Source organism: Vibrio sp. S11_S32 (assembly GCF_014694465.1).
In the GTDB taxonomy this organism is placed as follows: Bacteria; Pseudomonadota; Gammaproteobacteria; order Enterobacterales; family Vibrionaceae; genus Vibrio; species Vibrio algicola.
In genome coordinates this window covers 1-19,914 of sequence record NZ_JAAUWS010000046.1, presented here as the reverse complement: position 1 = coordinate 19,914, position 19,914 = coordinate 1, and the positions used below count along the sequence as shown (strand labels likewise).

General features: G+C 43.1%; 18 protein-coding genes and 2 pseudogenes. 6 read left to right on the top strand and 14 right to left on the bottom strand.

What is annotated here, in order from left to right; genetic code table 11:
* Window positions 1-153 (bottom strand): transposase (locus HC723_RS14260; protein ID WP_190339556.1); only part of this gene is annotated, 153 nt, incomplete at its 3' end.
* 437 nt (window positions 154-590) lie between these two features.
* On the opposite strand from HC723_RS14260, the gene HC723_RS14255 reads away from it, so the two are divergent.
* Window positions 591-1,361, top strand: a complete 771-nt coding sequence (locus tag HC723_RS14255; protein WP_190339555.1) for a hypothetical protein — start codon at window positions 591-593, stop codon at window positions 1,359-1,361.
* Here HC723_RS14255 and HC723_RS17925 read toward each other — a convergent pair.
* The 7 genes and pseudogenes from HC723_RS17925 to HC723_RS14225 all read right to left on the bottom strand — a co-directional run.
* Window positions 1,358-1,468, bottom strand: a pseudogene (locus HC723_RS17925) (type II toxin-antitoxin system ParD family antitoxin); the annotation flags it as partial. The gene HC723_RS14255 and the pseudogene HC723_RS17925 sit on opposite strands and share 4 nt — an antisense overlap.
* Window positions 1,469-1,483: 15 nt before the next feature.
* Window positions 1,484-2,491, bottom strand: a pseudogene (gene astE / locus HC723_RS14250) (succinylglutamate desuccinylase); the annotation flags it as partial.
* Between the two features lie 83 nt (window positions 2,492-2,574).
* The gene (gene astB / locus HC723_RS14245) at window positions 2,575-3,930 is read right to left on the bottom strand and encodes an N-succinylarginine dihydrolase (RefSeq protein ID WP_190339553.1); all 1,356 of its coding nucleotides are present in this window, start codon (window positions 3,928-3,930) and stop codon (window positions 2,575-2,577) included.
* Between the two features lie 39 nt (window positions 3,931-3,969).
* The gene (astD, locus tag HC723_RS14240; protein ID WP_190339552.1) at window positions 3,970-5,439 is read right to left on the bottom strand and encodes a succinylglutamate-semialdehyde dehydrogenase; all 1,470 of its coding nucleotides are present in this window, start codon (window positions 5,437-5,439) and stop codon (window positions 3,970-3,972) included.
* A complete protein-coding gene (astA, locus tag HC723_RS14235; protein ID WP_190339551.1) occupies window positions 5,436-6,473 on the bottom strand; it encodes an arginine N-succinyltransferase in 1,038 nt (345 codons plus the stop codon). The genes astD and astA overlap by 4 nt, the downstream gene beginning before the upstream one ends.
* A 98-nt stretch (window positions 6,474-6,571) precedes the next feature.
* On the bottom strand, window positions 6,572-7,633 hold the full coding sequence (locus HC723_RS14230; protein WP_190339550.1) for an arginine N-succinyltransferase: 1,062 nt from the start codon (window positions 7,631-7,633) through the stop codon (window positions 6,572-6,574).
* Between the two features lie 2 nt (window positions 7,634-7,635).
* Window positions 7,636-8,853, bottom strand: coding sequence for a bifunctional succinylornithine transaminase/acetylornithine transaminase (locus HC723_RS14225; protein ID WP_190339549.1), 1,218 nt, complete (start codon window positions 8,851-8,853; stop codon window positions 7,636-7,638).
* Between the two features lie 311 nt (window positions 8,854-9,164).
* On the opposite strand from HC723_RS14225, the gene HC723_RS14220 reads away from it, so the two are divergent.
* Together HC723_RS14220 and HC723_RS14215 are read left to right on the top strand one after the other, a co-directional pair.
* Window positions 9,165-9,521, top strand: coding sequence for a DUF6516 family protein (locus tag HC723_RS14220; RefSeq protein ID WP_203218778.1), 357 nt, complete (start codon window positions 9,165-9,167; stop codon window positions 9,519-9,521).
* 1 nt (window position 9,522) lies between these two features.
* The gene (locus HC723_RS14215) at window positions 9,523-9,924 is read left to right on the top strand and encodes an HVO_A0114 family putative DNA-binding protein (protein ID WP_190339547.1); all 402 of its coding nucleotides are present in this window, start codon (window positions 9,523-9,525) and stop codon (window positions 9,922-9,924) included.
* Between the two features lie 999 nt (window positions 9,925-10,923).
* On the opposite strand, the gene HC723_RS17365 is transcribed toward HC723_RS14215, so the two are convergent.
* Complete coding sequence (locus tag HC723_RS17365; protein ID WP_203218777.1) at window positions 10,924-11,481, bottom strand: integron integrase; 558 nt, start codon at window positions 11,479-11,481, stop codon at window positions 10,924-10,926.
* Window positions 11,482-11,485: 4 nt separating this feature from the next.
* The gene (locus tag HC723_RS17360; protein ID WP_203218776.1) at window positions 11,486-11,893 is read right to left on the bottom strand and encodes a phage integrase N-terminal SAM-like domain-containing protein; all 408 of its coding nucleotides are present in this window, start codon (window positions 11,891-11,893) and stop codon (window positions 11,486-11,488) included.
* 258 nt (window positions 11,894-12,151) lie between these two features.
* On the opposite strand from HC723_RS17360, the gene HC723_RS14205 reads away from it, so the two are divergent.
* Window positions 12,152-12,616 carry an AAA family ATPase gene (locus HC723_RS14205; protein WP_190339546.1) on the top strand — a complete coding sequence of 155 codons (465 nt, stop codon included), beginning with the start codon at window positions 12,152-12,154 and terminating at the stop codon, window positions 12,614-12,616.
* Between the two features lie 107 nt (window positions 12,617-12,723).
* Here the strand turns inward: HC723_RS14205 and ltrA are convergent, their stop codons facing one another.
* Window positions 12,724-14,073 carry a group II intron reverse transcriptase/maturase gene (gene ltrA, locus HC723_RS14200; RefSeq protein WP_190339545.1) on the bottom strand — a complete coding sequence of 450 codons (1,350 nt, stop codon included), beginning with the start codon at window positions 14,071-14,073 and terminating at the stop codon, window positions 12,724-12,726.
* A 644-nt stretch (window positions 14,074-14,717) separates the two neighbouring features.
* Between ltrA and HC723_RS14195 the strand changes: the two genes are divergently transcribed.
* Entirely contained in the window at window positions 14,718-15,137 is a 420-nt protein-coding gene (locus HC723_RS14195) for a GFA family protein (RefSeq protein ID WP_190339544.1), read from the top strand.
* Between the two features lie 89 nt (window positions 15,138-15,226).
* Here HC723_RS14195 and HC723_RS14190 read toward each other — a convergent pair whose 3' ends face one another.
* Window positions 15,227-16,120, bottom strand: a complete 894-nt coding sequence (locus HC723_RS14190) for a reverse transcriptase domain-containing protein (RefSeq protein ID WP_190339543.1) — start codon at window positions 16,118-16,120, stop codon at window positions 15,227-15,229.
* 609 nt (window positions 16,121-16,729) lie between these two features.
* Here HC723_RS14190 and HC723_RS14185 point away from each other — a divergent pair.
* Window positions 16,730-17,176 carry a hypothetical protein gene (locus tag HC723_RS14185; protein WP_190339542.1) on the top strand — a complete coding sequence of 149 codons (447 nt, stop codon included), beginning with the start codon at window positions 16,730-16,732 and terminating at the stop codon, window positions 17,174-17,176.
* A 302-nt stretch (window positions 17,177-17,478) separates the two neighbouring features.
* On the opposite strand, the gene HC723_RS14180 is transcribed toward HC723_RS14185, so the two are convergent.
* Both HC723_RS14180 and HC723_RS14175 read right to left on the bottom strand, forming a co-directional pair.
* Entirely contained in the window at window positions 17,479-18,939 is a 1,461-nt protein-coding gene (locus HC723_RS14180; RefSeq protein WP_190339557.1) for an aspartate kinase, read from the bottom strand.
* 265 nt (window positions 18,940-19,204) lie between these two features.
* Window positions 19,205-19,591, bottom strand: coding sequence for an ectoine synthase (locus HC723_RS14175; RefSeq protein WP_190339541.1), 387 nt, complete (start codon window positions 19,589-19,591; stop codon window positions 19,205-19,207).
* Between the last annotated feature and the right edge of the window lie 323 nt (window positions 19,592-19,914).

Sequence of the window (19,914 nt, the reverse complement as noted above, 5' to 3'; positions counted from 1 at the left end):
CGAGGCATCCATACCACCATATTTTGCACGCCATTTATAAAAAGAAGCGTTACTCATTCCATGCTCACGACAAAGCTCAGGCACAGGAGTGCCTGCTTCAGCTTGTTTTAGTATGGAGAGGATCTGACTGTCCGTGTATCGTGATTTTTTCATATTGAATCTCCTACGTTTAGATTACGAGAAAATTCTACTTTTGCCAGCAGTTATTTTTCGGGGGGATTACCATCTAAACTAGGGTATACATTTTTCATCTCTAAAGGATTTGAGAAGTTGTTATTTTTTAATGATTTATATAATGCATCGATCGCGGTAGCATCATTAGGATATTTTCGAGATGCATCACTAAATGGCTTTCTTGATATGACGTGCATAAAACCCCTCTTGGTTCACTAAATGTGAATATAGCATCAAATTACACTATTCACAAATTGTGAACCCAGTTGTTATTCGACGCGATTGTTATTAAATACAATAGTTATTAAATACGACTGCTATTTATGTTCCTTAAATTCGAGTCTTAGTGATAAAAGTTCAGCTTTGATCCGTGCTAACATGCCACTACTTCTAACTTCCGACCTACATGCCATTTTATGCTGACTTTCGCGATTGCTTTTCTATTATTACTTAGCCCTATCACGCTGCTGATTGTTGTCCATCAAGGGCTAAGCCGTGCGCTTGGGCGTAAGATTGCGCAGCGTCCTTTGTCTAAAGGGATGTTTTATGCATCGGCGATGTTTGGCACGCCATTGCATGAGTTATCCCACGCGGTGATGGCGTTGTTGTTTAGGCATAAAATTCACAAGATAAAATTTTTCCAGTTTGGTCAAGATGGACGCTTAGGTTATGTCGAACATAATTGGAATCGACGCTCGATATATCAATCGGTAGGGATGTTCTTTATTGCGATAGCGCCCATGCTGGTGGCGATGTTGGCACTATGGGGGCTGGCGACTCATCTTGACATTCACTTAGTTGAATCCAGTCGCCGTCACTTATTTACCCCATCATTGTTAGAGTTGGTCTCGTCGATTTGGCAGCATGCGTTGATGTTATGGGGGCAGATTTTTACTTTTTCGACCACCAGTTGGCTCAATGTCTTGTGGTTATTATTGGCCTCATTGGTGTGTTTTCATTGCGTGCCGAGTACTGCGGATTTTAAACACGCATTGAAAGGGGGCCTGCTGGTTGGCGCGGTATTATGCGCGGCATGGTTTGCCTCGATTTACTTACTATCCAATCAAAGCGAACTACTTGGTTGGACGTTTCATGTGTGGCTGAACATCTCAGCTTTTACCTTAGTGATCTCGGTTTTAACTATGGTTTGGTGGTTGGTATTGTGGTTGTTGAGTTTGGTGGGTTAATCTGAAAGGTTTTCTTTCTGCTGCTCGCTATCAAGTTCATTGATAAACGAGTCAAAATCATGATCAGCAATGCCGCTTTTTTCACCTTTAATAAGTAAGTGCTTTAATGTATCCACTCGTTTCAACATCAACCCCGCTCGAAATCCTGTTTTGACTTTGCTGTTAGGAAACAAAAGATACTCGGCATTTTCTTTGACCATATATAGTGTGTTTTGGTCACTGGCAAGTAGGGTGCCTTGTTTAAACTCGGTGAAGTTGTGACTGTTTTCATTGATATTAAAGCGAAACTGGTCAGTCACTTTGGTCAGTTGTTGTGCCACTTTATATATGATTGGCACCGCTTTTTGATCGGGATTGGTGCTTGAGAAGTTATTGTTTATTAAATGGATCAAGCCGTTGCGGATGCCTTCAAACTGGCTTAAATCATTACTGCCAAAAGGAAGCGCTTTACCAAGTTCTAAGGTGCAACTTTCGGCATTAAATAGATGGCTGGTAAAATAACTAAAGGTCGAGGCAGGGGCATGATTGATCACCAATGCTTCTAATCCTACGCTTTGTAACCAGTTCATCATACTTGGGCAATATTGCCCTGACTCAACAAAAGGCAATAAACCAAAACGAATGTGACGGGAAGGTTTGATCGCGGTATGTAAGTCAAAATGCCAACGTGAGTGTTGGGGCTCTGCCTGATAGAATTCACCGACTTGTTGTTCTAATTTTTCTGCACGTAGGGTTTCAAGATTGGACGAATGGTTGGCATGAGCGCCACAAAATAAACGATTTAAGTCGATATCAATATAACGCTCACCTAGCCGCATCGCATTCAGGTTGCCTAAAATCACCATTAAACGAACCTTGAGAAGGTATTGTCCGGTGAGTAAACCTTGTACTAACTCAGAAACAATTTCCACTGGGGCAGTTTCATTGCCGTGTATGGCGCACGAGATCACCACATCTTTATCAATGCTATGTTCTAAATCTGGTTTGCCACTCACATCTTGAGTCGGTTCAAAGACAATAATACCGGTGTCTGGGCGGTGCCAATTTATCGACGATGCGCTGCTCTTTATTGTTCCAGACGCGGATGATATATCATCACCTGCAAGTGATTCGGCTAAAAAATCAAACATACCCTTCCTTGTTGGTTCTTTTCATAAAACATGTTCACTTCGCCTGTTTATCCATAATTTAAATAGATAGACAGGCGATGTTGCTAAGATTGAAATGAATAGATTGAGCCTAAACTCATGATCTTAGTCAGTTCATCTAAGGCGGTATAATTTTCGATTAATAATTGTGGATCGGCTAAGTCGGCTTCACTTAAACGGTCGCGGTAATGGCTATTTACCCAAGCGGTTAACGCAGTGTAATTGCTGTCGGTGAGCATGGCTTGCGGATTGGTGGCATCAAGTTCGGCTTGGTTAAGCACCACTCGCAAGCGTAAACAAGCAGGCCCACCGCCATTGCACATACTTTCGCGTAAGTTAAACACTCGGACTTCATTGATTGGGCCACCGCTTTGGATGAGCTCGTTTAAGTAGTGCCACACGCGAGGGTTATTTTTTGATTCTTCGGGCACCACAATTAACATGTTGCCATCGGGTTTAGTCAGTAATTGGCTGTTAAATAAATAGGTTTTTACTGCATCCTCCACACTGACTTTCGCGGTGGGCACTTCAATGGGCATAAATTGCGCCCCAAGGTTTTCAAGCTTGTGGTGGATCTCATTAAACGCCTGAGCTTGATTTAAAAATGCTTGTTGATGATGAAATAATACATTGCCATTGCTGACTGAAATCACATCGTTATGAAACACACCTTGATCAATCACATCGGGATTTTGCTGTACAAACACGGTCTTATTGTCATCGAGTTGATGTAACCTTGCCACGGCTTGACTGGCTTCTTTGGTTTGGCGAGCAGGGTATTTGGTTGGTTCGACGTATTTCGCATCAGCTTGGACGCCATATTTTTGGCAGCCATAAACAAACACTTCGACTCCAGATGCACCATGCTCAGAACATAAACGGTTGTGATTGGCTGCGCCTTCATCCCCCCAAATACTTTGCTGAGGCAGAGCGGCGTGATGCTCAAAGTGCTGCTGATTGGCAAAAATAGCTTGCAGCGCATTGCTGGTGGTTGGCGCTTCAATCGCACGGTGAAACTTATTATTCAAGTTCGCCACGGTAAAATGCACTTTGTGATTAGCAGTATCTGAAGATGGTGACACCGTTGCTGCATTGGCGACCCACATTGAAGAGGCGGAACCCACGGCTGCCAGAAGATGCGGCGCTGTTTTTGCTGCTTGTTGCAATACGTTGGCATCGCTGCCGCTAAAACCTAACGACCGCAGTGTTCTGACGCATGGGCGTTGTTGCGGCGGCAATACACCTTGTTTGAAGCCAAGGTCGGCCAGCGCTTTCATTTTAGATAGCCCTTGCAACGCCGCTTGTTTCGGATTAGCGATGGCATTTTTATTTGAGGTTGAAGCGACATTACCAAACGACAACCCCGCATAGTTGTGAGTTAGCCCAACCAAACCATCAAAATTAACTTCGTATGCTGACATGCGGCATCCTTGTGCTGTGTGAAACGTAAAATTTCACAGTTAAAAACGTAAACCCGGTAAATTGCTTGCTGGCATTGTGAGTGTTTCCGATTCCACCGATGCCATCGGCCACGCGCAATAATCCGCAGCATAATAAGCACTAGCGCGATGATTACCCGACGCGCCAACCCCACCAAATGGCGCATTACTGGATGCGCCAGTTAATGGTTTATTCCAATTTACAATACCCGCGCGAGCTTCAATTAATAGTTGGTCATAATCGCGGCGTTCAGTTGAAATTAAACCGGTCGCTAAACCAAATCGAGTTTGATTGGCAATCTCGATCGCTTGATCAAAATCTTGATAGCGAATAACGCTCAGCAAGGGACCAAAGTATTCTTCATCAGGTAGGGCATTCACTTGAGTCACATCAATAATGCCAGGGGTGAGAAAGGCGGTATCGGGCGTGGGTTTTGTCATTTCAAGTAAGGATTTCGCTCCTAGATCGCAGAGCTGTTGTTGAACCGTCATCATATTTTCGGCGGCTTGATTGGAAATAACGGGCCCCATAAATGGCGCAGGATCGGCGTTCCATGCTCCGACTTGAATATCTCGGCTCACTTCAACTAAACGTTGGATAAAGGCATCACCTTGCGCGCCTTCACGCACCAATAATCGACGCGAACAGGTGCAACGCTGCCCAGCACTAATAAAAGCGGATTGGATCGCGATATTGACCGCAGCATCAAGTTGCTCGAATGACTCAACAATTAATCCATTATTGCCGCCCATTTCAAGCGCCAGAATTTTCTCAGGCTGTCCGGCAAGTTGGCGGTGCAAGTGATAACCGGTATTGGCGCTGCCTGTGAATAGCAAACCATCAATACCATTATGATTTGAGAGCGCGATACCTGTGTCTTTGCCGCCTTGGATAAGATTTATAACCCCGTTGGGTAGGCCCGCTTTTTGCCAAATTTCTAGCGTGCGTTGCGCAGTCCAAGGAGTGAGTTCGCTGGGTTTAAACACCACACAATTACCGGCTAATAATGCTGGAACAATATGACCATTAGGTAAATGGGCCGGGAAATTATAGGGACCAAAGACCGCTAAAACGCCGTGCGGTTTGTGACGCAATACCGCTTGTCCGTCGGGCATTGGGGTGATTTTTTCTCCCGTTCTTTCATGATAAGACTGAATTGAAATCGCCACCTTGTTGATCATGGCTTGCACTTCGGTTCTGGCTTCCCATTCTGGCTTGCCGGTTTCTTGGGAAATAATCGCGGCTAACGGATGGTGCTCATTTTTTAACTCTTGTGCAAAACGCTCTAAAATTTCAATGCGTTGCTTCAATTCGGTTTTTGCCCAAGATGGAAAAGCTTTTCTGGCGGCTTGGATCGCTTGAGAAACCTCTTGTTCGCTTGCCTCAGTACCTTGCCAGATTGTGGCATTATCACTTGGGTTTTGTTTGGAAAAATGAATGCCACTGCCCGTTAGCCATTGTCCGTCGATAAAATGAGAAGGCTGTATCATGAGTTGTTCTCCTGTTTATGAAGTTGAACGAATCGGATCGGATCGCCATCTTGCACTTTTAATGCTTCGGCTTGAGCCAGAGAGATGGAAATATGGGTATCATCAATTAATGGCTCACCAATCACCGCGCGGAAATCTTGGTATTTATCATTGCTCATCAAGATGGTGTGATTGCCGGTTAAATTAGATGGGTCGGTAATGCGAACTTGTCGATGCTGGCTGTCTCGCACCACGCGCAGATCTTTGGTGTAGGCTTCAAGGGTCGGCCCGGCATCAAAAATATCGATGTAGCCTTCATAGCGCATGCCTTCATTTTCTAAAATTCTGCGTGCTGGCGCAGTGCTTGGGTGCACTTCTGCCATCACCGCTTTGGCCTCATCGGTTAAGAAATCCACATATAAGGCATGTTTAGGCATCAGCTCAGCAATAAAGGCTTTTTGCCCAATCCCTGTTAAGTAATCGGCCTGACTAAATTCAATCGCAAAGAAATGGCGACCTAAGCTTTCCCAGAACGGCGATTGATCGTTTTCATCGTGCATACCGCGCATTTCAGCGATCAGTTTTTCGGAAAATTTATCCTGAAATTGAGCAATGAACATTAAGCGGCTTTTAGACAGCAAGTGACCATTCATATTTTCGCGATAGTCAGGGTCGAGGAATAAAGTGCACAATTCACTATAGCCTGTGTGATTATTGGTAAGCACTAAGGTCTTCATTTGAGTGTAAACACCAAGCTCTTTCGAGGCGTGAACTTGAGTGCCAACATGAAAGTTATACCAAGGTTCATCTAATCCAATAGCAACTTCAATGCCGCAAATACCGACGGCTTTTTGAGTATCCGTATCTTCTAAAACAAACAAATAGCCTTGTTCGGCAGGCGTAGCATCACCAGTCCAAGTATTTAACACTCGCGTTAATCGCGCTAATAACCGCTCTTCATTTTGCGGAAGAGAGGTAAAGCCGGTGCCCGTTTTGGTGGCAAAATCTAAGATGGCTTGCTTGTCATTGATATTAATGGGTCTAATTATCATCATATTGGGTTTCATTCCTTGAATTTACTCTTGGTATTTGAAGCCACAGCTTTTCAAATAGTCGAGTAATGATCGGGTTCGCTGATAAACATCGGGCTTACTTACAAAGCGAGACACCAGAGTGATTGATCTTGAGTTAAATGCGCCTGATGTGCGTGTTCTTGAGTGACATGCAATTGTTCACCTTGTAATACACCTTCAATAAAGCACGATCGAAAACCTTGGCTATCGGTAATGCCAATTAAATAGCGGTGGGTTTGTTTGATTTTGTTATTAATGCTTTCTTTTATTTTTAGGCTGACAGATTGCTTTTTCTGCCAGATATCAAGCGCATGCCTAGGGGCAGTAAAAATAGGCCCAGCATCAAATATTTCGACGTATTTATCTGAGTTAAACCCTTGTTCGCTTAACAAGTGACATTGTCTTTCGGTGCGAGGGTGATTTTGTCCCATCACAGATTGCGCTTCAGGAGCGATAAGTGGCACATACAATGGATGATGAGGCATTAGTTCGGCAATAAAGGTGCTGGCTTGAGTGCCATGATGTTCTTCTACTTGATGGTAATCGAGGTTGATGAATTTACGTCCGACATGCTCCCAAAATGGCGCTCGACCATTGTTATCAAATACGCCCGGCAATACCGCCATCCAATCACGAGAAAATCGCTCCGGGTAAGTGGTCATAAATAACAAGCGACCCAAAGTAATTAACTCCAAACAATGACGGTAAATATCTTGCTCCGAGGGATCGACCAGCGAACTCTCGGTGACGTTTGGCAGCACATAGAACGAACACAATTGAGAGTGATCGCTGAGATCGTGGCTGAGTGTCAGTGCATGGATGCGGCTGTGTACATTGAGCTGGCGTGATGAATGGATCAAGGTGTCATTCCGAAACGCATAAAACGGCGCTTCATAGCCAGCCAAAGCATTTATCGCGCCGGTTCCGACGAGTTTTTTATTCCTTGAATCCTCTAATACAAAGAAATAAAACTCTTCTCCAGGACAAAATACGTCTTGCTCGAATGCTGAAATAGAACGTTCGATTTTTTGCAATAATGCCTCACGATCCGCAGGTAAGGTATACACCATTGGGCCGCTGCTTTTTGCCAAGGCTAGAATCGATTCAATGTCATTCAATCTTGCAGGACGCAGTATCATCATAATTATGCTCCTTGACTAAGGTAAGCTCCGAACGCGGCTTCTAAGCGATCTAAACCGGTATCAACTTCTTGCGCGGTAATATTTAACGCAGGGGCAAACCGCACTACATCAAGTCCGGCAATTAACATCATCAAACCATGCTCTGCAGCAATATTACTGATCAACTTTGCTTGGCCTTTATGGGCATCATTCAATTCACAGCCAATTAATAAGCCGACACCACGGAAGGTTTTAAAGAGGTCAAATTTTTGATTGATTTGAGTCATGCGGTTAATAAATTGATCATGACGATCTTTTACCGCCTGTAAGAATTGTGGTTGATTGACTTCTTCAAGCACCGCGTTACCAATTGCGCCTGCCATTGGGTTGCCGCCATAAGTGGTGCCATGAGTGCCAATCGCTAATGATGGCGCAAATTTATCGGTCGTCAGAATGCCGCCGATAGGAAAGCCGCCACCAAGTGCCTTAGCGGTGGATAAAATATCCGGTGTCACGTTGTAATGCATGTAAGCATATAACTCACCTGTGCGGCCGACACCGGTTTGTACTTCGTCATAAATCAGCGCGGCGTCATGTTCGTCACACAGTTTGCGCAGGCCTTGTAAGAATGAAGTATCTGCTGGGATCACGCCACCTTCGCCTTGGATTGGTTCGACAATTACGGCGCAAGTATTGTTATTAATGACGGCTTTGGCGGCGGCTAAATCGTTATACTCCACATGATTGATCCCACCTGGAAGCGGAGCGAAATCTTGGGAGTATTTAGGTTGCCCGCCAGCAGAAACGGTAAAGAGGGTACGACCATGGAAGGCATTGTTAAACGCAACAATTTGGTTTTTGTGCTCACCAAAATGGTCACGAGCGTATTTACGCGCCAGTTTTAATGCCGCCTCATTGGCTTCAGCGCCGGAGTTACAAAAGAAAACTTTATCAGCAAAAGTGCTTTCGACTAACTGACGCGCCAGCTTGAGGATCGGCTCATTAGTGTAACCATTGCCGGTATGCCATAACGCCTCTGCTTGTTCAGTCAATGCACGTTTAAGTTTCGGATGGGCATGTCCCAAAACATTGACTGCAATACCACCGGCAAAGTCGATGTAGTCTTTGCCATTTTGATCCATGACCACCGAGCCTTTACCTGAAACAGGAATAAACGGGGCAGGAGCATAAGTCGGTGTCATATATTGATCGAAATCGCTGCGAGTTGGTTGGTTCGCCATTGTCTTAGCCTTATTTTTTGACCCAAAACCATTGAAGGCATAGCTTCAAGTTAGATGGGTATAGTCCATTAATTGACCTAGATTACGTTAGCAGAACAAGGAATACGTTCAGATATGCGACCAATATGTATATATTTAACACTTTTGCAACATTGAAAGGTTGGCGAATTTGTCTTTCAATAGCTTGCTGCAGGTTAGGGTTTGTTAATTATTAAATAGACTTTGAATTTAACGTTATAAATCACTCAAATCTAGCGCGGTTTGAGAATAGAGTTATACTCTGGTCATAACATTGTTTTGAGGTTATGGAAGTGGATGAGATTGATGTCCTATTGAGTATGCATGGTAAGCAAGTTCATCGTGATGATGGTTATAGGTGGAAAATTGAAGCATGGACAGTACCTCCAACCAAAGAAAGGCCTCACGGCATTCGTTATAACCTTACGCTACACAATAAGTTTAACAAGCGAGTGTTCGGGCATGATAATGCTCACGCTGTAAAATCGCCGAAAAGTAAAAAGTTTAGTGGAAAACGCTATGAATATGATCATTTGCACAAATCAGCAGTTGATCAAGGAACACCTTATGAATCCTCTGATTGTTATATGTTGCTTCAGGATTTCTTCGAGGGTATAGACAAAACCATTGCTGCAATAGAGGGGAAATAATATGCGAGCAAAAATCGGAATAATGTCTGAAAAGCTCATTCGTATGAGGCTACTGGCAATTGCTCAAGGTAAATACAAACCTCAATCAAATGAACCTAAAGTTTGGTACACATCAATTAACGCAATTTCTCAGCTCCTCTGCCCTGAGAATATCGCCTTATTACGTATGATTGACTCTGAAAGACCTGATAGTTTAACTCAATTGTCCGAGTTAACAGGGCGCGCTAAATCTAACTTATCAAATACACTTAAAGCATTAAGCGAAAAAGGTTTTGTGCGCTTAGAGCAAGGTCATGGTAAGTCAATTAAACCAGTCGCCTTGTTTACAGACTTTGAAATTGTCACAGATTCAGAGCTTGAACATTACTTACTTCAGCTTTCAATAGCTCAGTCAGCAGCCTGATTTATAACTCTAACTCGCCGCTTTTGGTTGGTGTTTTTGCTCAAAAGCGATTTAGTACTTCACTGTATATCAAAGCAACAGCCCGCCCCAGCCCTCCCTTGTCTGACAATTCAGATGTTTAACGGCAATGCATCTGGTAAAGGGAGGGGGTGGTTGAGTTGTCGTGGTTATTTCAACGCTCACCAAACAAGCCCTGACTCTCGATACTCGAGAACGGAAGATAAAGATTAAAAGCGAGATCACGGATAACTCGTCCCTCGTTTCCGAGATGACCAATTTTGGTGGTAAATTCCCGTCATTCCATGCGTGAGCCTAAGCGAATAGACAGGGAATCTCGCTTTTCGATTCTTACTTTTAAATGCCTAATGCTCTAGTTGAAAACTTGTTCTAATCTTCGGTACAACAGTAGCTTATTTGAATCTTGATATCGTGACGAGTCCATCGCACATTTCCGAGATGACCAATTTTGGTGGTAAATTCCCGTCATTCCATGCGTAAGCCTAAGCGAATAGACAGGGAATCTCGCTTTTCGATTCTTACTTTTAAATGCCTAATGCTCTAGTTAAAAACTTGTTCTAATCCTCGGTACAACAGTAGCTTATTTGAATCTTGATATCGTGACGAGTCCATCGCACAGCCTTCGGCGACCAACCTTTTTTCAACAGCCAAAAAAGGTGGCAAAAAGGCCGCTGCTAGAAATTTTGTTGACCTTGGTTACAACACTCTACTTTGATAACGGCTTCAACCGCACATCCATGTGCGCAAGAAGCCTCACCAATCATCCATGATTGGTGTATCAAATCGAGCCTTTCCACCAAGCAAAATTTAGGCAGGGTTGGCACGTTACTGCCCCAAAGCTTGTTACGTCTTAGAACTAACAACACAGTCACACGCAGCTCTTTCAATACCAAAACTAATGGAATTGCAGCGGATTTTAAGAGCCAAGTTTAATTACCAACTAGAATGTAAAAACCTGTTCGATGGTCTCATAAAAATCATCTATTCTAAAACTTGCCCCAAGCACTCTAAAGGACTTTTGACGCCCGTGGTATGACTGCCGATAACATGCGTGTAAATCTCAGTGGTCGTTACATCTTGATGGCCAAGTAATTCTTGTATCGTTCTTAAATCAGTCCCTTGTTCTAATAGGTGGGTAGCAAAGCTATGCCTAAAGGTATGGCAACTTGCAGGTTTGTGTATACCGGCATCGCGTACAGCTTTTCTCACCGCTTTTTGGAGGACAGTGTGGTGAATATGATGGCGCTTGAGCTCACCCGTTCGTGCGTCGATACACAGGCGAGTCGAAGGAAACAAAAACTGCCAAGAAAACGATCGTTGAGAATGTGGATACTTACGGGCTAACGCGTAAGGCATTGTCGTTCCTGCATAATTTAGACTCATATCATGCGAAAATACCCCCTTGCTCAAGCGAATACAATCTTTAAGCTTGGGTATCAAGTGAGGGGGTAATAGGGTAACTCTGTCTTTATTGCCTTTTCCTTGGCGAACTGTAATTGTATTTCTCTCAAAGTCTAAGTCTTTGATACGTAGTCTCATGCATTCACTTAGCCTTAATCCTGCACCACGCCATGAGCAAATGATCGCCGTCTAAATGCGCCATAACTTGTATCACTTCACGTCGGCTAAAGACCACAGGGATCTTAACTCGTTTTTTCGCTCGCGTAGCATTAACTCCGGTCATTTCGATACGCAGGACTTTGTTATATAGAAACATTAAGGCATTAAAAGCAATATTTTGTGTTGCTGGAGCGACTTGTCTATCCACCGCTAGGTGCGTTAAAAAATCTTCAATATCCCCCGCGGCCAATTTTGTTGGGTGTTGCTTATGGTGAAAGTACAAAAAACGTTTAATCCAATACCAATAGGTTTGTTCGGTACGAATGCTGTAGTGATGTTGATAGATCGTATTTCTGAAACGCTCTTGGAGTCGCTGAGGTGATTTTGTCATGCTGCGCACTTTTATGCTGTACTTATATACAGTATTTGTAGTTTTGTATGCTTCATTTGTCAAAGTAATCAACAGAAAAATAGGTACAGCTATTGAATTATTTTCAATAAAAAGTGAAATTAGACAGTATCTTAAGATAAAAGACACGTTGATGGCTTAAATGTGCGTCACATCACATTTTCTGTGATAGGAAGCGTGCTCATTGAATGGGATAGGAAGCACATGCTTCCTACTTAGTGTTATAAGCCCAAGGGAACTATGTCGATGATTTACTTTATTTGTGGCTTTATCGGTTCTGGTAAAACTACATACTCTAAGAAGTTAGCAGAAGAAAAGTCTGCATTTCGGTTTTCTATAGATGAATGGATGATCCCTTTGTATGGTGAGCATATGGAGAGAGATGTATTTAATGAACGTTTAAGTACTCTTCAAGGGTTATTTAAAGCTTCTGCTTTGCAGATGCTTGATTTGAGTGTTCCTGTCATCTTTGACTTCGGCTTCTGGACTAAAGCCGATCGGAGTTCAATGATAAATTGGGCTGAGAAATATGCTTTGGATTATGAGTTAATCTACCTTGATGTAAGCTTTGAAGAATGTAGTCAAAGGGCTATGAAGCGTAATGTAGCACTAGAACAAAAGTCGTATAATATGACTCCTGAAATGCTTAATTTATTCTGGTCGTGGTTTGAAATTCCGAACGATGAAGGTGCTAAATTAGTATAGTTTTAAACGTGAAAAAGGGCTTATAATCGGGTAGCCGGAGGTATCTAGCCTCCAGCCCCCACACCACCCTGCATGCGGCTCCGCACAGGGCGGTTCATTTAGAACTCCTAACTCACTTTTTGGTTAGGATAATGAACTGCGATCCATCCATCTCTTAGTGAATATAATCCTGCTTTCTTCAGATACTCATTACTCAGCGCTTGCTGTATCCCTGGTGTTTTAGAGCTACGCCATGGGCCTTTACTTGTGATACCACAAGCAACAGCGGCTTGGATCCTGACGCCACGTTTAAGTAAGTTTTGTACCTTAGTCCGTGGTTTTCGCCACTGACGCCAGTAACACATACGAACACGACGTCGGATCCAATGGTCTAAATCGACACACCTTTGATAGGCGTTAGCGATGCCAAAGTAATTGATCCAGCCTTGCATGTATTTACGCACTTTAAACAGCTGATAACTCATACTCACGCCCCAATTTCGGTTCGTTAGCCGTCTTATCTTTTGCTTGAAAATGTGTAATGTTTTAGCATGCCACTGGATCTTGCCTCGGTTAAATGTAAACCCAAGAAACTTGCTTTGAGCGACCTTAACCACTTGGCTTTTCTGTTCATTAACGACTAGTTTTAGCTTAGTGGCCAGATATTGAGTAATGCTCTTGAGTACTCGATCTCCCGCCCGAATAGACTTTCCCAAAATGATAAAGTCGTCCGCGTAGCGGGCGAATTTGTGCCCTCGGCTTTCCAGCTCTTTATCCAGACTATCCAACATAATGTTAGAAAGTAATGGTGAGAGTGGGCCGCCTTGAGGCACACCTTCAAAGCTTGCTTCAAATTGGTCATTGACCATCACACCTGCTCGTAGGTACTTACCGATAAGCGCTAATAGGCGCTTATCCTGTACTTTATCCCTTAGTTGAGTCATCAATAGATCATGATTAACTCGGTCAAAGAACTTAGACAGATCAACGTCGACGGCAAATTTGCGTTTCTGTTTGATGATATCTCTTACTTGCAGTACCGCTTGTTTTGCATTTCTGTTCGGCCTAAAGCCAAAGCTGTTAGTCGAAAAGAATGGGTCAAACAGTGGTGTGAGTATTTGAGCAATAGCTTGTTGAATCACACGATCAATGACGTTAGGGATCCCCAATTTGCGTTTACCACCATCGGGTTTATCGATCTCCACGCGCCTGACCGCTGAGGGTTGGTATTCATCTTGTTCTAATTGAGATTTACACTGTTCACAACCGCCTTGTTGCATCCAAAGCGGGAAGGCTTCGATGGTCATGCCATCGATGCCCGCCGCGCCTTTATTGGCTTTCACTTGACGCCAAGCTCGGTGTAGATTTTCAGATTCGAGCAGTTGTTGGAATAGATCGCGGTTGAAGGCCGGTTGCATATCAATACGCTGCCGATAGTAATCGTCTGGCGACGTAGTGGGTATCGACAAGTTTGACAAGACTCCTCCTTCTTCTAAATGTTCAGGCCTTCACCATGTCCCAGCCATTACGATGGGCATTTGGCTACTATGCCGTCTGCTGACTTCTGCTTAATCACATGCCGAGTTACCCCGTCATGCGCTATCGGTTTCCATCTGGTTCGCTCTTTTCAGTCGATGACACTGAAAAGCCAAGGCACTTATAAACCAGAGCCTTACTGGTTAATAACCGATCGCGTGTTAAGCAGATCTCCCCAGATAAAAACATGAACTTTCTTTGCACTGCTGCATCATTTACGGTGGCCATTAGATCACGTGGTTTCGTCGTCTTGTGCCAACTCACCTCTAGCCTACGCCTCATATGATGTTCTTGTTCATCAGCTCGCAAATTTGCTAGCGGCTTCCTCCAGACCAAACCTCGCGATTAAGCCCTTGCCATTCGCTAGTAGTTAACGTTAAATAACAGTCTGTTATTTAAACGGTGACCTTCCTACAGAGGACTTTCACCTCATTAGTTCATGCCCATGCTGGGCGTACACAAAGCAATCAACACGATGCTTATTACACTCGGCATTCGTGGTTTAAAGTATAATTGGTTTTGGTAATTATGGCGTTCAGCACGTGTTATTGCGGCGTTAGGCTATAAATTCACAATGGAGAAGGAAATGGAAAAATGTTTAGGAACATGTACGTGTGGAGAGCTTGAGTTTGAGTGTGCGGGAGAGCCAATAAACTCAGTTTTTTGTTATTGCCCATCATGCCAAAAACTTACAAATTCAGATAAATGGTTTGGGGTTTGGTATCCAAAAGAGAGTGTTAATTTTTCAAAGGGGAAACCTTCAGTTTATATAAGGAAAGGGAATTCTGGAAAAAACATGGAGCATATGTTTTGTAATAAATGCAGTACTACTATTGCTGCATTTTGTGAAGCCGGTAATTTTTATAGTATGGCTGCTTCTTGTTTGCATACTGACAAACACCTTTCTCCAAACATGCTCATATACACCGCTCAAGCAGCCAGCTGGGCGCAGTTCCCTAAAGACGTGCCAAAATTTGAAATATTACCCCCTAATATGGGCGGTTAAAAGCCTAATCGGGTAGCCGGAGGTATCTAGCCTCCAGCCCCCACACCACCCTGCATGCGGCTCCGCACAGGGCGGTTCATTTAGAACTCCTAACTCACTTTTTGGTTAGGATAATGAACTGCGATCCATCCATCTCTTAGTGAATATAATCCTGCTTTCTTCAGATACTCATTACTCAGCGCTTGCTGTATCCCTGGTGTTTTAGAGCTACGCCATGGGCCTTTACTTGTGATACCACAAGCAACAGCGGCTTGGATCCTGACGCCACGTTTAAGTAAGTTTTGTACCTTAGTCCGTGGTTTTCGCCACTGACGCCAGTAACACATACGAACACGACGTCGGATCCAATGGTCTAAATCGACACACCTTTGATAGGCGTTAGCGATGCCAAAGTAATTGATCCAGCCTTGCATGTATTTACGCACTTTAAACAGCTGATAACTCATACTCACGCCCCAATTTCGGTTCGTTAGCCGTCTTATCTTTTGCTTGAAAATGTGTAATGTTTTAGCATGCCACTGGATCTTGCCTCGGTTAAATGTAAACCCAAGAAACTTGCTTTGAGCGACCTTAACCACTTGGCTTTTCTGTTCATTAACGACTAGTTTTAGCTTAGTGGCCAGATATTGAGTAATGCTCTTGAGTACTCGATCTCCCGCCCGAATAGACTTTCCCAAAATGATAAAGTCGTCCGCGTAGCGGGCGAATTTGTGCCCTCGGCTTTCCAGCTCTTTATCCAGACTATCCAACATAATGTTAGAAAGTAATGGTGAGAGTGGGCCGCCTTGAGGCACACCTTCAAAGCTTGCTTCAAATTGGTCATTGACCATCACACCTGCTCGTAGGTACTTACCGATAAGCGCTAATAGGCGCTTATCCTGTACTTTATCCCTTAGTTGAGTCATCAATAGATCATGATTAACTCGGTCAAAGAACTTAGACAGATCAACGTCGACGGCAAATTTGCATTTCTGTTCGGCCATTTAGGCTTAATTTGCATGGTAGCAAACGTGTTATGCAGGCGTTACTTCTTCCGTACATCAACTAATCCGTAATTTACTACATAAGTAAAACCTGTAACTCGGAAATGTCCAAAAACATCACAACCTGAATTTTTACGTGTGGCATTTTTTAGCTCAAAAATGCCCAGTTCTAAGTTAGGATTAGAATTTATCTCAATACATTAAGTATCCTTTTTTACGGTAAATCGATTGCCCGCCTCGTTCTGTGTGCTTATACAGTTATAATTTAATTTTGTGAGTATTAAGCGATTTTGTGTGAAAGCGAGAACTTATGCTTAGATGTGACTTATCAGGCTAAGTTTTAAGTAATTGTTAATTAACAATAATATATAAACATTGAAAGTTCATCCCTGTCACAACTGGCTCGCTAAACCCAGTTATCGCTTTCTCCATCGCATAAAATCGGCTAAATGCTTTTAAAAAACCGTTATTAAGGTATCTTATGGCAATAAATGAATTGATTAGCGGCGATCGTGTGTGAAATCCATTCGGGTTTATCTGAATTTCTTGTTAATATACTGTTAGGTATAAAGTTAATACCTTACCCATAAACCAAAGGAACTTTTAAAAATGCTAAAAAAAATAATTTTATCACTCTTAATTTTATCGACCCTATCAGGGTGTGGTAGTGAGAAAACATCAAATGAATTCGCACATGACGCTATTAAGCTTATGAATGAAAGGAAGTTTGGTGATTTATGGGAAGTAACATCTCCACAAAGTCAAATGGACGTTGCAAATCAGTTAGATAATGTAAAAAATAATAGTATGTTAAAACAGCAAGTCGTTAAAGCTTTTAATATCCCAGCTAATCAAATAGCCTCTATTACTCCAAAAGAGTATTTCGTTGCAATTTTACAGGCGGATAAAACAGCTGGAGTTATTAAAACAAAGATAGTTGATGTTAAGGAATTAGATAACAGAGCAAAAGTAAAATGGACTAAAGGCAACCAGAGTGGGGTTTCATGGTTAATCAAAGTGGATGGCTCTTGGTACTTTACGTTAGACGAAGTGTGAATATACCTAACAAGCACTTCAACAGGACAAATAAAGCTTGGCCCCTGTCGCTGCGCTCCAGGTTTAAGCCAAGCTAATTATTTGCCCGTTAAGTGGGCGTTACTTCTTCCGTACATCAACTAATCCGTAATTTACTACATAAGTAAAACCTGTAACTCGGAAATGTCCAAAACCGCGTTAGATCCAAAGCTGTTAAATCATCTAAACCAGCATCACAGCAAGCTCCAGTATTTTGAGGGAAAGTGACAACCAAAAAAGCCAGCATCTCAGCTGGCTTTAATCTAAATTAACAACGCAACAACCTACGCTGCTTTTACTTTCTTACGCAGGTTTTCTGTCACGCTGTGTTCGATAAATTCATCGTGCAAGGTGCAGATTGCCGCTTCGTAATTTTCATCATCGACCACAAATTGTACGTCTACATTTCGCATTGAAGAGTGGGCGGCTTTTGGGGTGATGTCTTGATTCATTAACGCGATCATGCCGTGGCTTAATGCTTTGTTGGTATCAATCGAGGCACCAATAACTGAAATCAAGGCGACCATCTTGCCGGTGATTTTTGCGTTCGGGAACGTTTTCTCGGCGCGTGATAGCACTTTGTTTTTACTATTTGAATTGCCGCCTAAGTAATAGGTAATCGAGTTGGCATTCATCTCTTTACCGACTAATTGAACGCGCTCATCATTAATGATCTCCATTAATTCATAACCGACGTTATCCACCTGACCGACCATCGCTTGATCAAACACATGCAATGCAAAGACTTTATTACGACCGGCGATGATCTCGACTTTATCGGCGCTGTCTGCATCGCTGTGCGGATCGTAGCTGTGCGATATTAAGGTGCCGTTATGCTCTGGCTCAAAGGTGTTTTTGATCACCAGCTCAATGCCACTTTTACGCAAGCCGGCGGCGGCATTAGGGTGGATGGCTTCCATTCCTAAGTTAGCCAGTTGGTCGGCGACATCGTAGTTGGTTTTTCCCATCGGGCGCACTTTTTCAGGGCCGACAACACGTGGGTCGGCGGTGCTTAAATGATACTCTTTATGGATCACTGCTTTTTGAGCTTGTGACAATACCGCTAAACGGCTGAAGGTCATTTCACTGTAACCACGGTCGTAGGTTTTCATTAACCCTTCATCGCAATACACATAACCGGTAACAATCGGCAGTTCTTTGCTGACATCAATTTTCGACCATGCTTTTTCAATAATACTATCTAGTTTGCCTGAAACTACTTGGCCATTTTCATCGCTGTCCCAACCTGAAAGGTCAACAAAGATCGCATTAACGCCAAGAGTTTTTAGCTTCAAACAAGTATTGTAGGCACTGTGCGCCTCACCGATAGAAGATAAAAACTCTCGAATTTGAGGCAGGTAATGTGGCATTGAGAACTGGCCGTATTGGCAAGTTTCCATGATATTGCTGATACAGCTGCTGGCTTTAGCAAGGCGATCTTTAATAAACGTATCGGCGCGACGGCGACTGATTGGATCGGCAAACATGTTTTCATTAATCAATAGCATGCGTTGCTCTAACTCATCCATTGCATCTGTCCAAGTATCATCACGATTTTCGACTAAGCGGAAGATACCTGCGCTGCCAGTGCGCTTACATTCTAATAATGCATCGGTAATGCCACCATAAGCCGATACCACGAACATGCGGTTATATGGGTTTTCTGGACGCAGTAGAATATTGTCTAATACAGCGTCAAAGGCAGACATTGACGTGCCACCGATCTTTTCGACGCTATGGCCGATTGACGGGTTGTTAGGGGTATTAGCAACGGCGGAAGTTTTTGAACCTGAAGTGTGGCTTCTAGTTGAAGAAGTCAAAATAGTCTCCTGTATATCCGGTTCACTTGGAAAGTGGTCACAAGTGGTCGGGATAAAAATTGATAAAACATGAATACGAAGTTAACTGGAATTGAACGTTTCTATTGATCAATTCCCAAAGTAATTGATGTTGCAGTGAGGCGACAAGCAAGTGAAGCCCCATAAGCAGTTATTCAATTAAGATGGGGATTTAGTCGATCAGTGGATAGACACCATTCTCATCATGTGTCTCTGCGCCAGTGATTGGCGGATTAAAGACACAAGCCATCACCATGTCGGCGCCTTTATAAGCGCGAAGTTGGTGCTCATCATGTTTATCCAGAATATAAAGCGTGCCAGGTTTGATTGGGTAAGTTTCACCATCAACCACTTCAATTTCGCCTTCACCAGAGATGCAGTACACCGACTCTAAGTGGTTCTGGTAGTGAATATGGGTGTCGGTTCCGGCGTAAATATTGGTAATGTGGAACGAGAAACCCATATTGTCGTCACGCAATAACATACGCACACTTTCCCATGTTTCTGCTACGACACGACGTTCACTGTTTTGGCATTCTTCTAATGTTCTTACTATCATTTCTAATCCTTTAAATCTTAATTCTTAGCTTTAATTCTATTAAGCTTTACTGGCGCATTGCTAACGCTTGCCACACTGGTATTTTATTGAGAGGGAGATCCTCTAAGATCTCACCTTCCAGCGGTTGGCTTGTGGTCAAACAATCCGAGTGGCTAGGAAGCCCTCCGAGTTAACTGAGTCGATACTTTCGCAACGGATATTCTGGTCTAATCGATCTGGACACCTTGATTGTGGATAATACGATAATCAATCGAGGTGAATATGAATACAAAACGTCAATATCGAACTTATACGAAAGAATTTAAAGAAGAGGCAATCGGCCT

Excerpts from the sequence above, each read along its gene's own strand:
- HC723_RS14230 (WP_190339550.1), bottom strand. The coding sequence starts at position 7,633 with ATGATGATACTGCGTCCTGCAAGATTGAATGACATTGAATCGATTCTA.
- astD (WP_190339552.1), bottom strand. The coding sequence starts at position 5,439 with ATGATACAGCCTTCTCATTTTATCGACGGACAATGGCTAACGGGCAGT.
- HC723_RS14190 (WP_190339543.1), bottom strand. The coding sequence starts at position 16,120 with ATGGCCGAACAGAAATGCAAATTTGCCGTCGACGTTGATCTGTCTAAG.
- HC723_RS17360 (WP_203218776.1), bottom strand. The coding sequence starts at position 11,893 with ATGACAAAATCACCTCAGCGACTCCAAGAGCGTTTCAGAAATACGATC.
- HC723_RS14195 (WP_190339544.1), top strand. The coding sequence starts at position 14,718 with ATGGAAAAATGTTTAGGAACATGTACGTGTGGAGAGCTTGAGTTTGAG.
- HC723_RS14185 (WP_190339542.1), top strand. The coding sequence starts at position 16,730 with ATGCTAAAAAAAATAATTTTATCACTCTTAATTTTATCGACCCTATCA.
- HC723_RS14205 (WP_190339546.1), top strand. The coding sequence starts at position 12,152 with ATGTCGATGATTTACTTTATTTGTGGCTTTATCGGTTCTGGTAAAACT.
- HC723_RS14225 (WP_190339549.1), bottom strand. The coding sequence starts at position 8,853 with ATGGCGAACCAACCAACTCGCAGCGATTTCGATCAATATATGACACCG.
- HC723_RS14255 (WP_190339555.1), top strand. The coding sequence starts at position 591 with ATGCTGACTTTCGCGATTGCTTTTCTATTATTACTTAGCCCTATCACG.
- HC723_RS17365 (WP_203218777.1), bottom strand. The coding sequence starts at position 11,481 with ATGAGACTACGTATCAAAGACTTAGACTTTGAGAGAAATACAATTACA.
- astB (WP_190339553.1), bottom strand. The coding sequence starts at position 3,930 with ATGTCAGCATACGAAGTTAATTTTGATGGTTTGGTTGGGCTAACTCAC.
- HC723_RS14175 (WP_190339541.1), bottom strand. The coding sequence starts at position 19,591 with ATGATAGTAAGAACATTAGAAGAATGCCAAAACAGTGAACGTCGTGTC.
- astA (WP_190339551.1), bottom strand. The coding sequence starts at position 6,473 with ATGATGATAATTAGACCCATTAATATCAATGACAAGCAAGCCATCTTA.
- HC723_RS14215 (WP_190339547.1), top strand. The coding sequence starts at position 9,523 with ATGCGAGCAAAAATCGGAATAATGTCTGAAAAGCTCATTCGTATGAGG.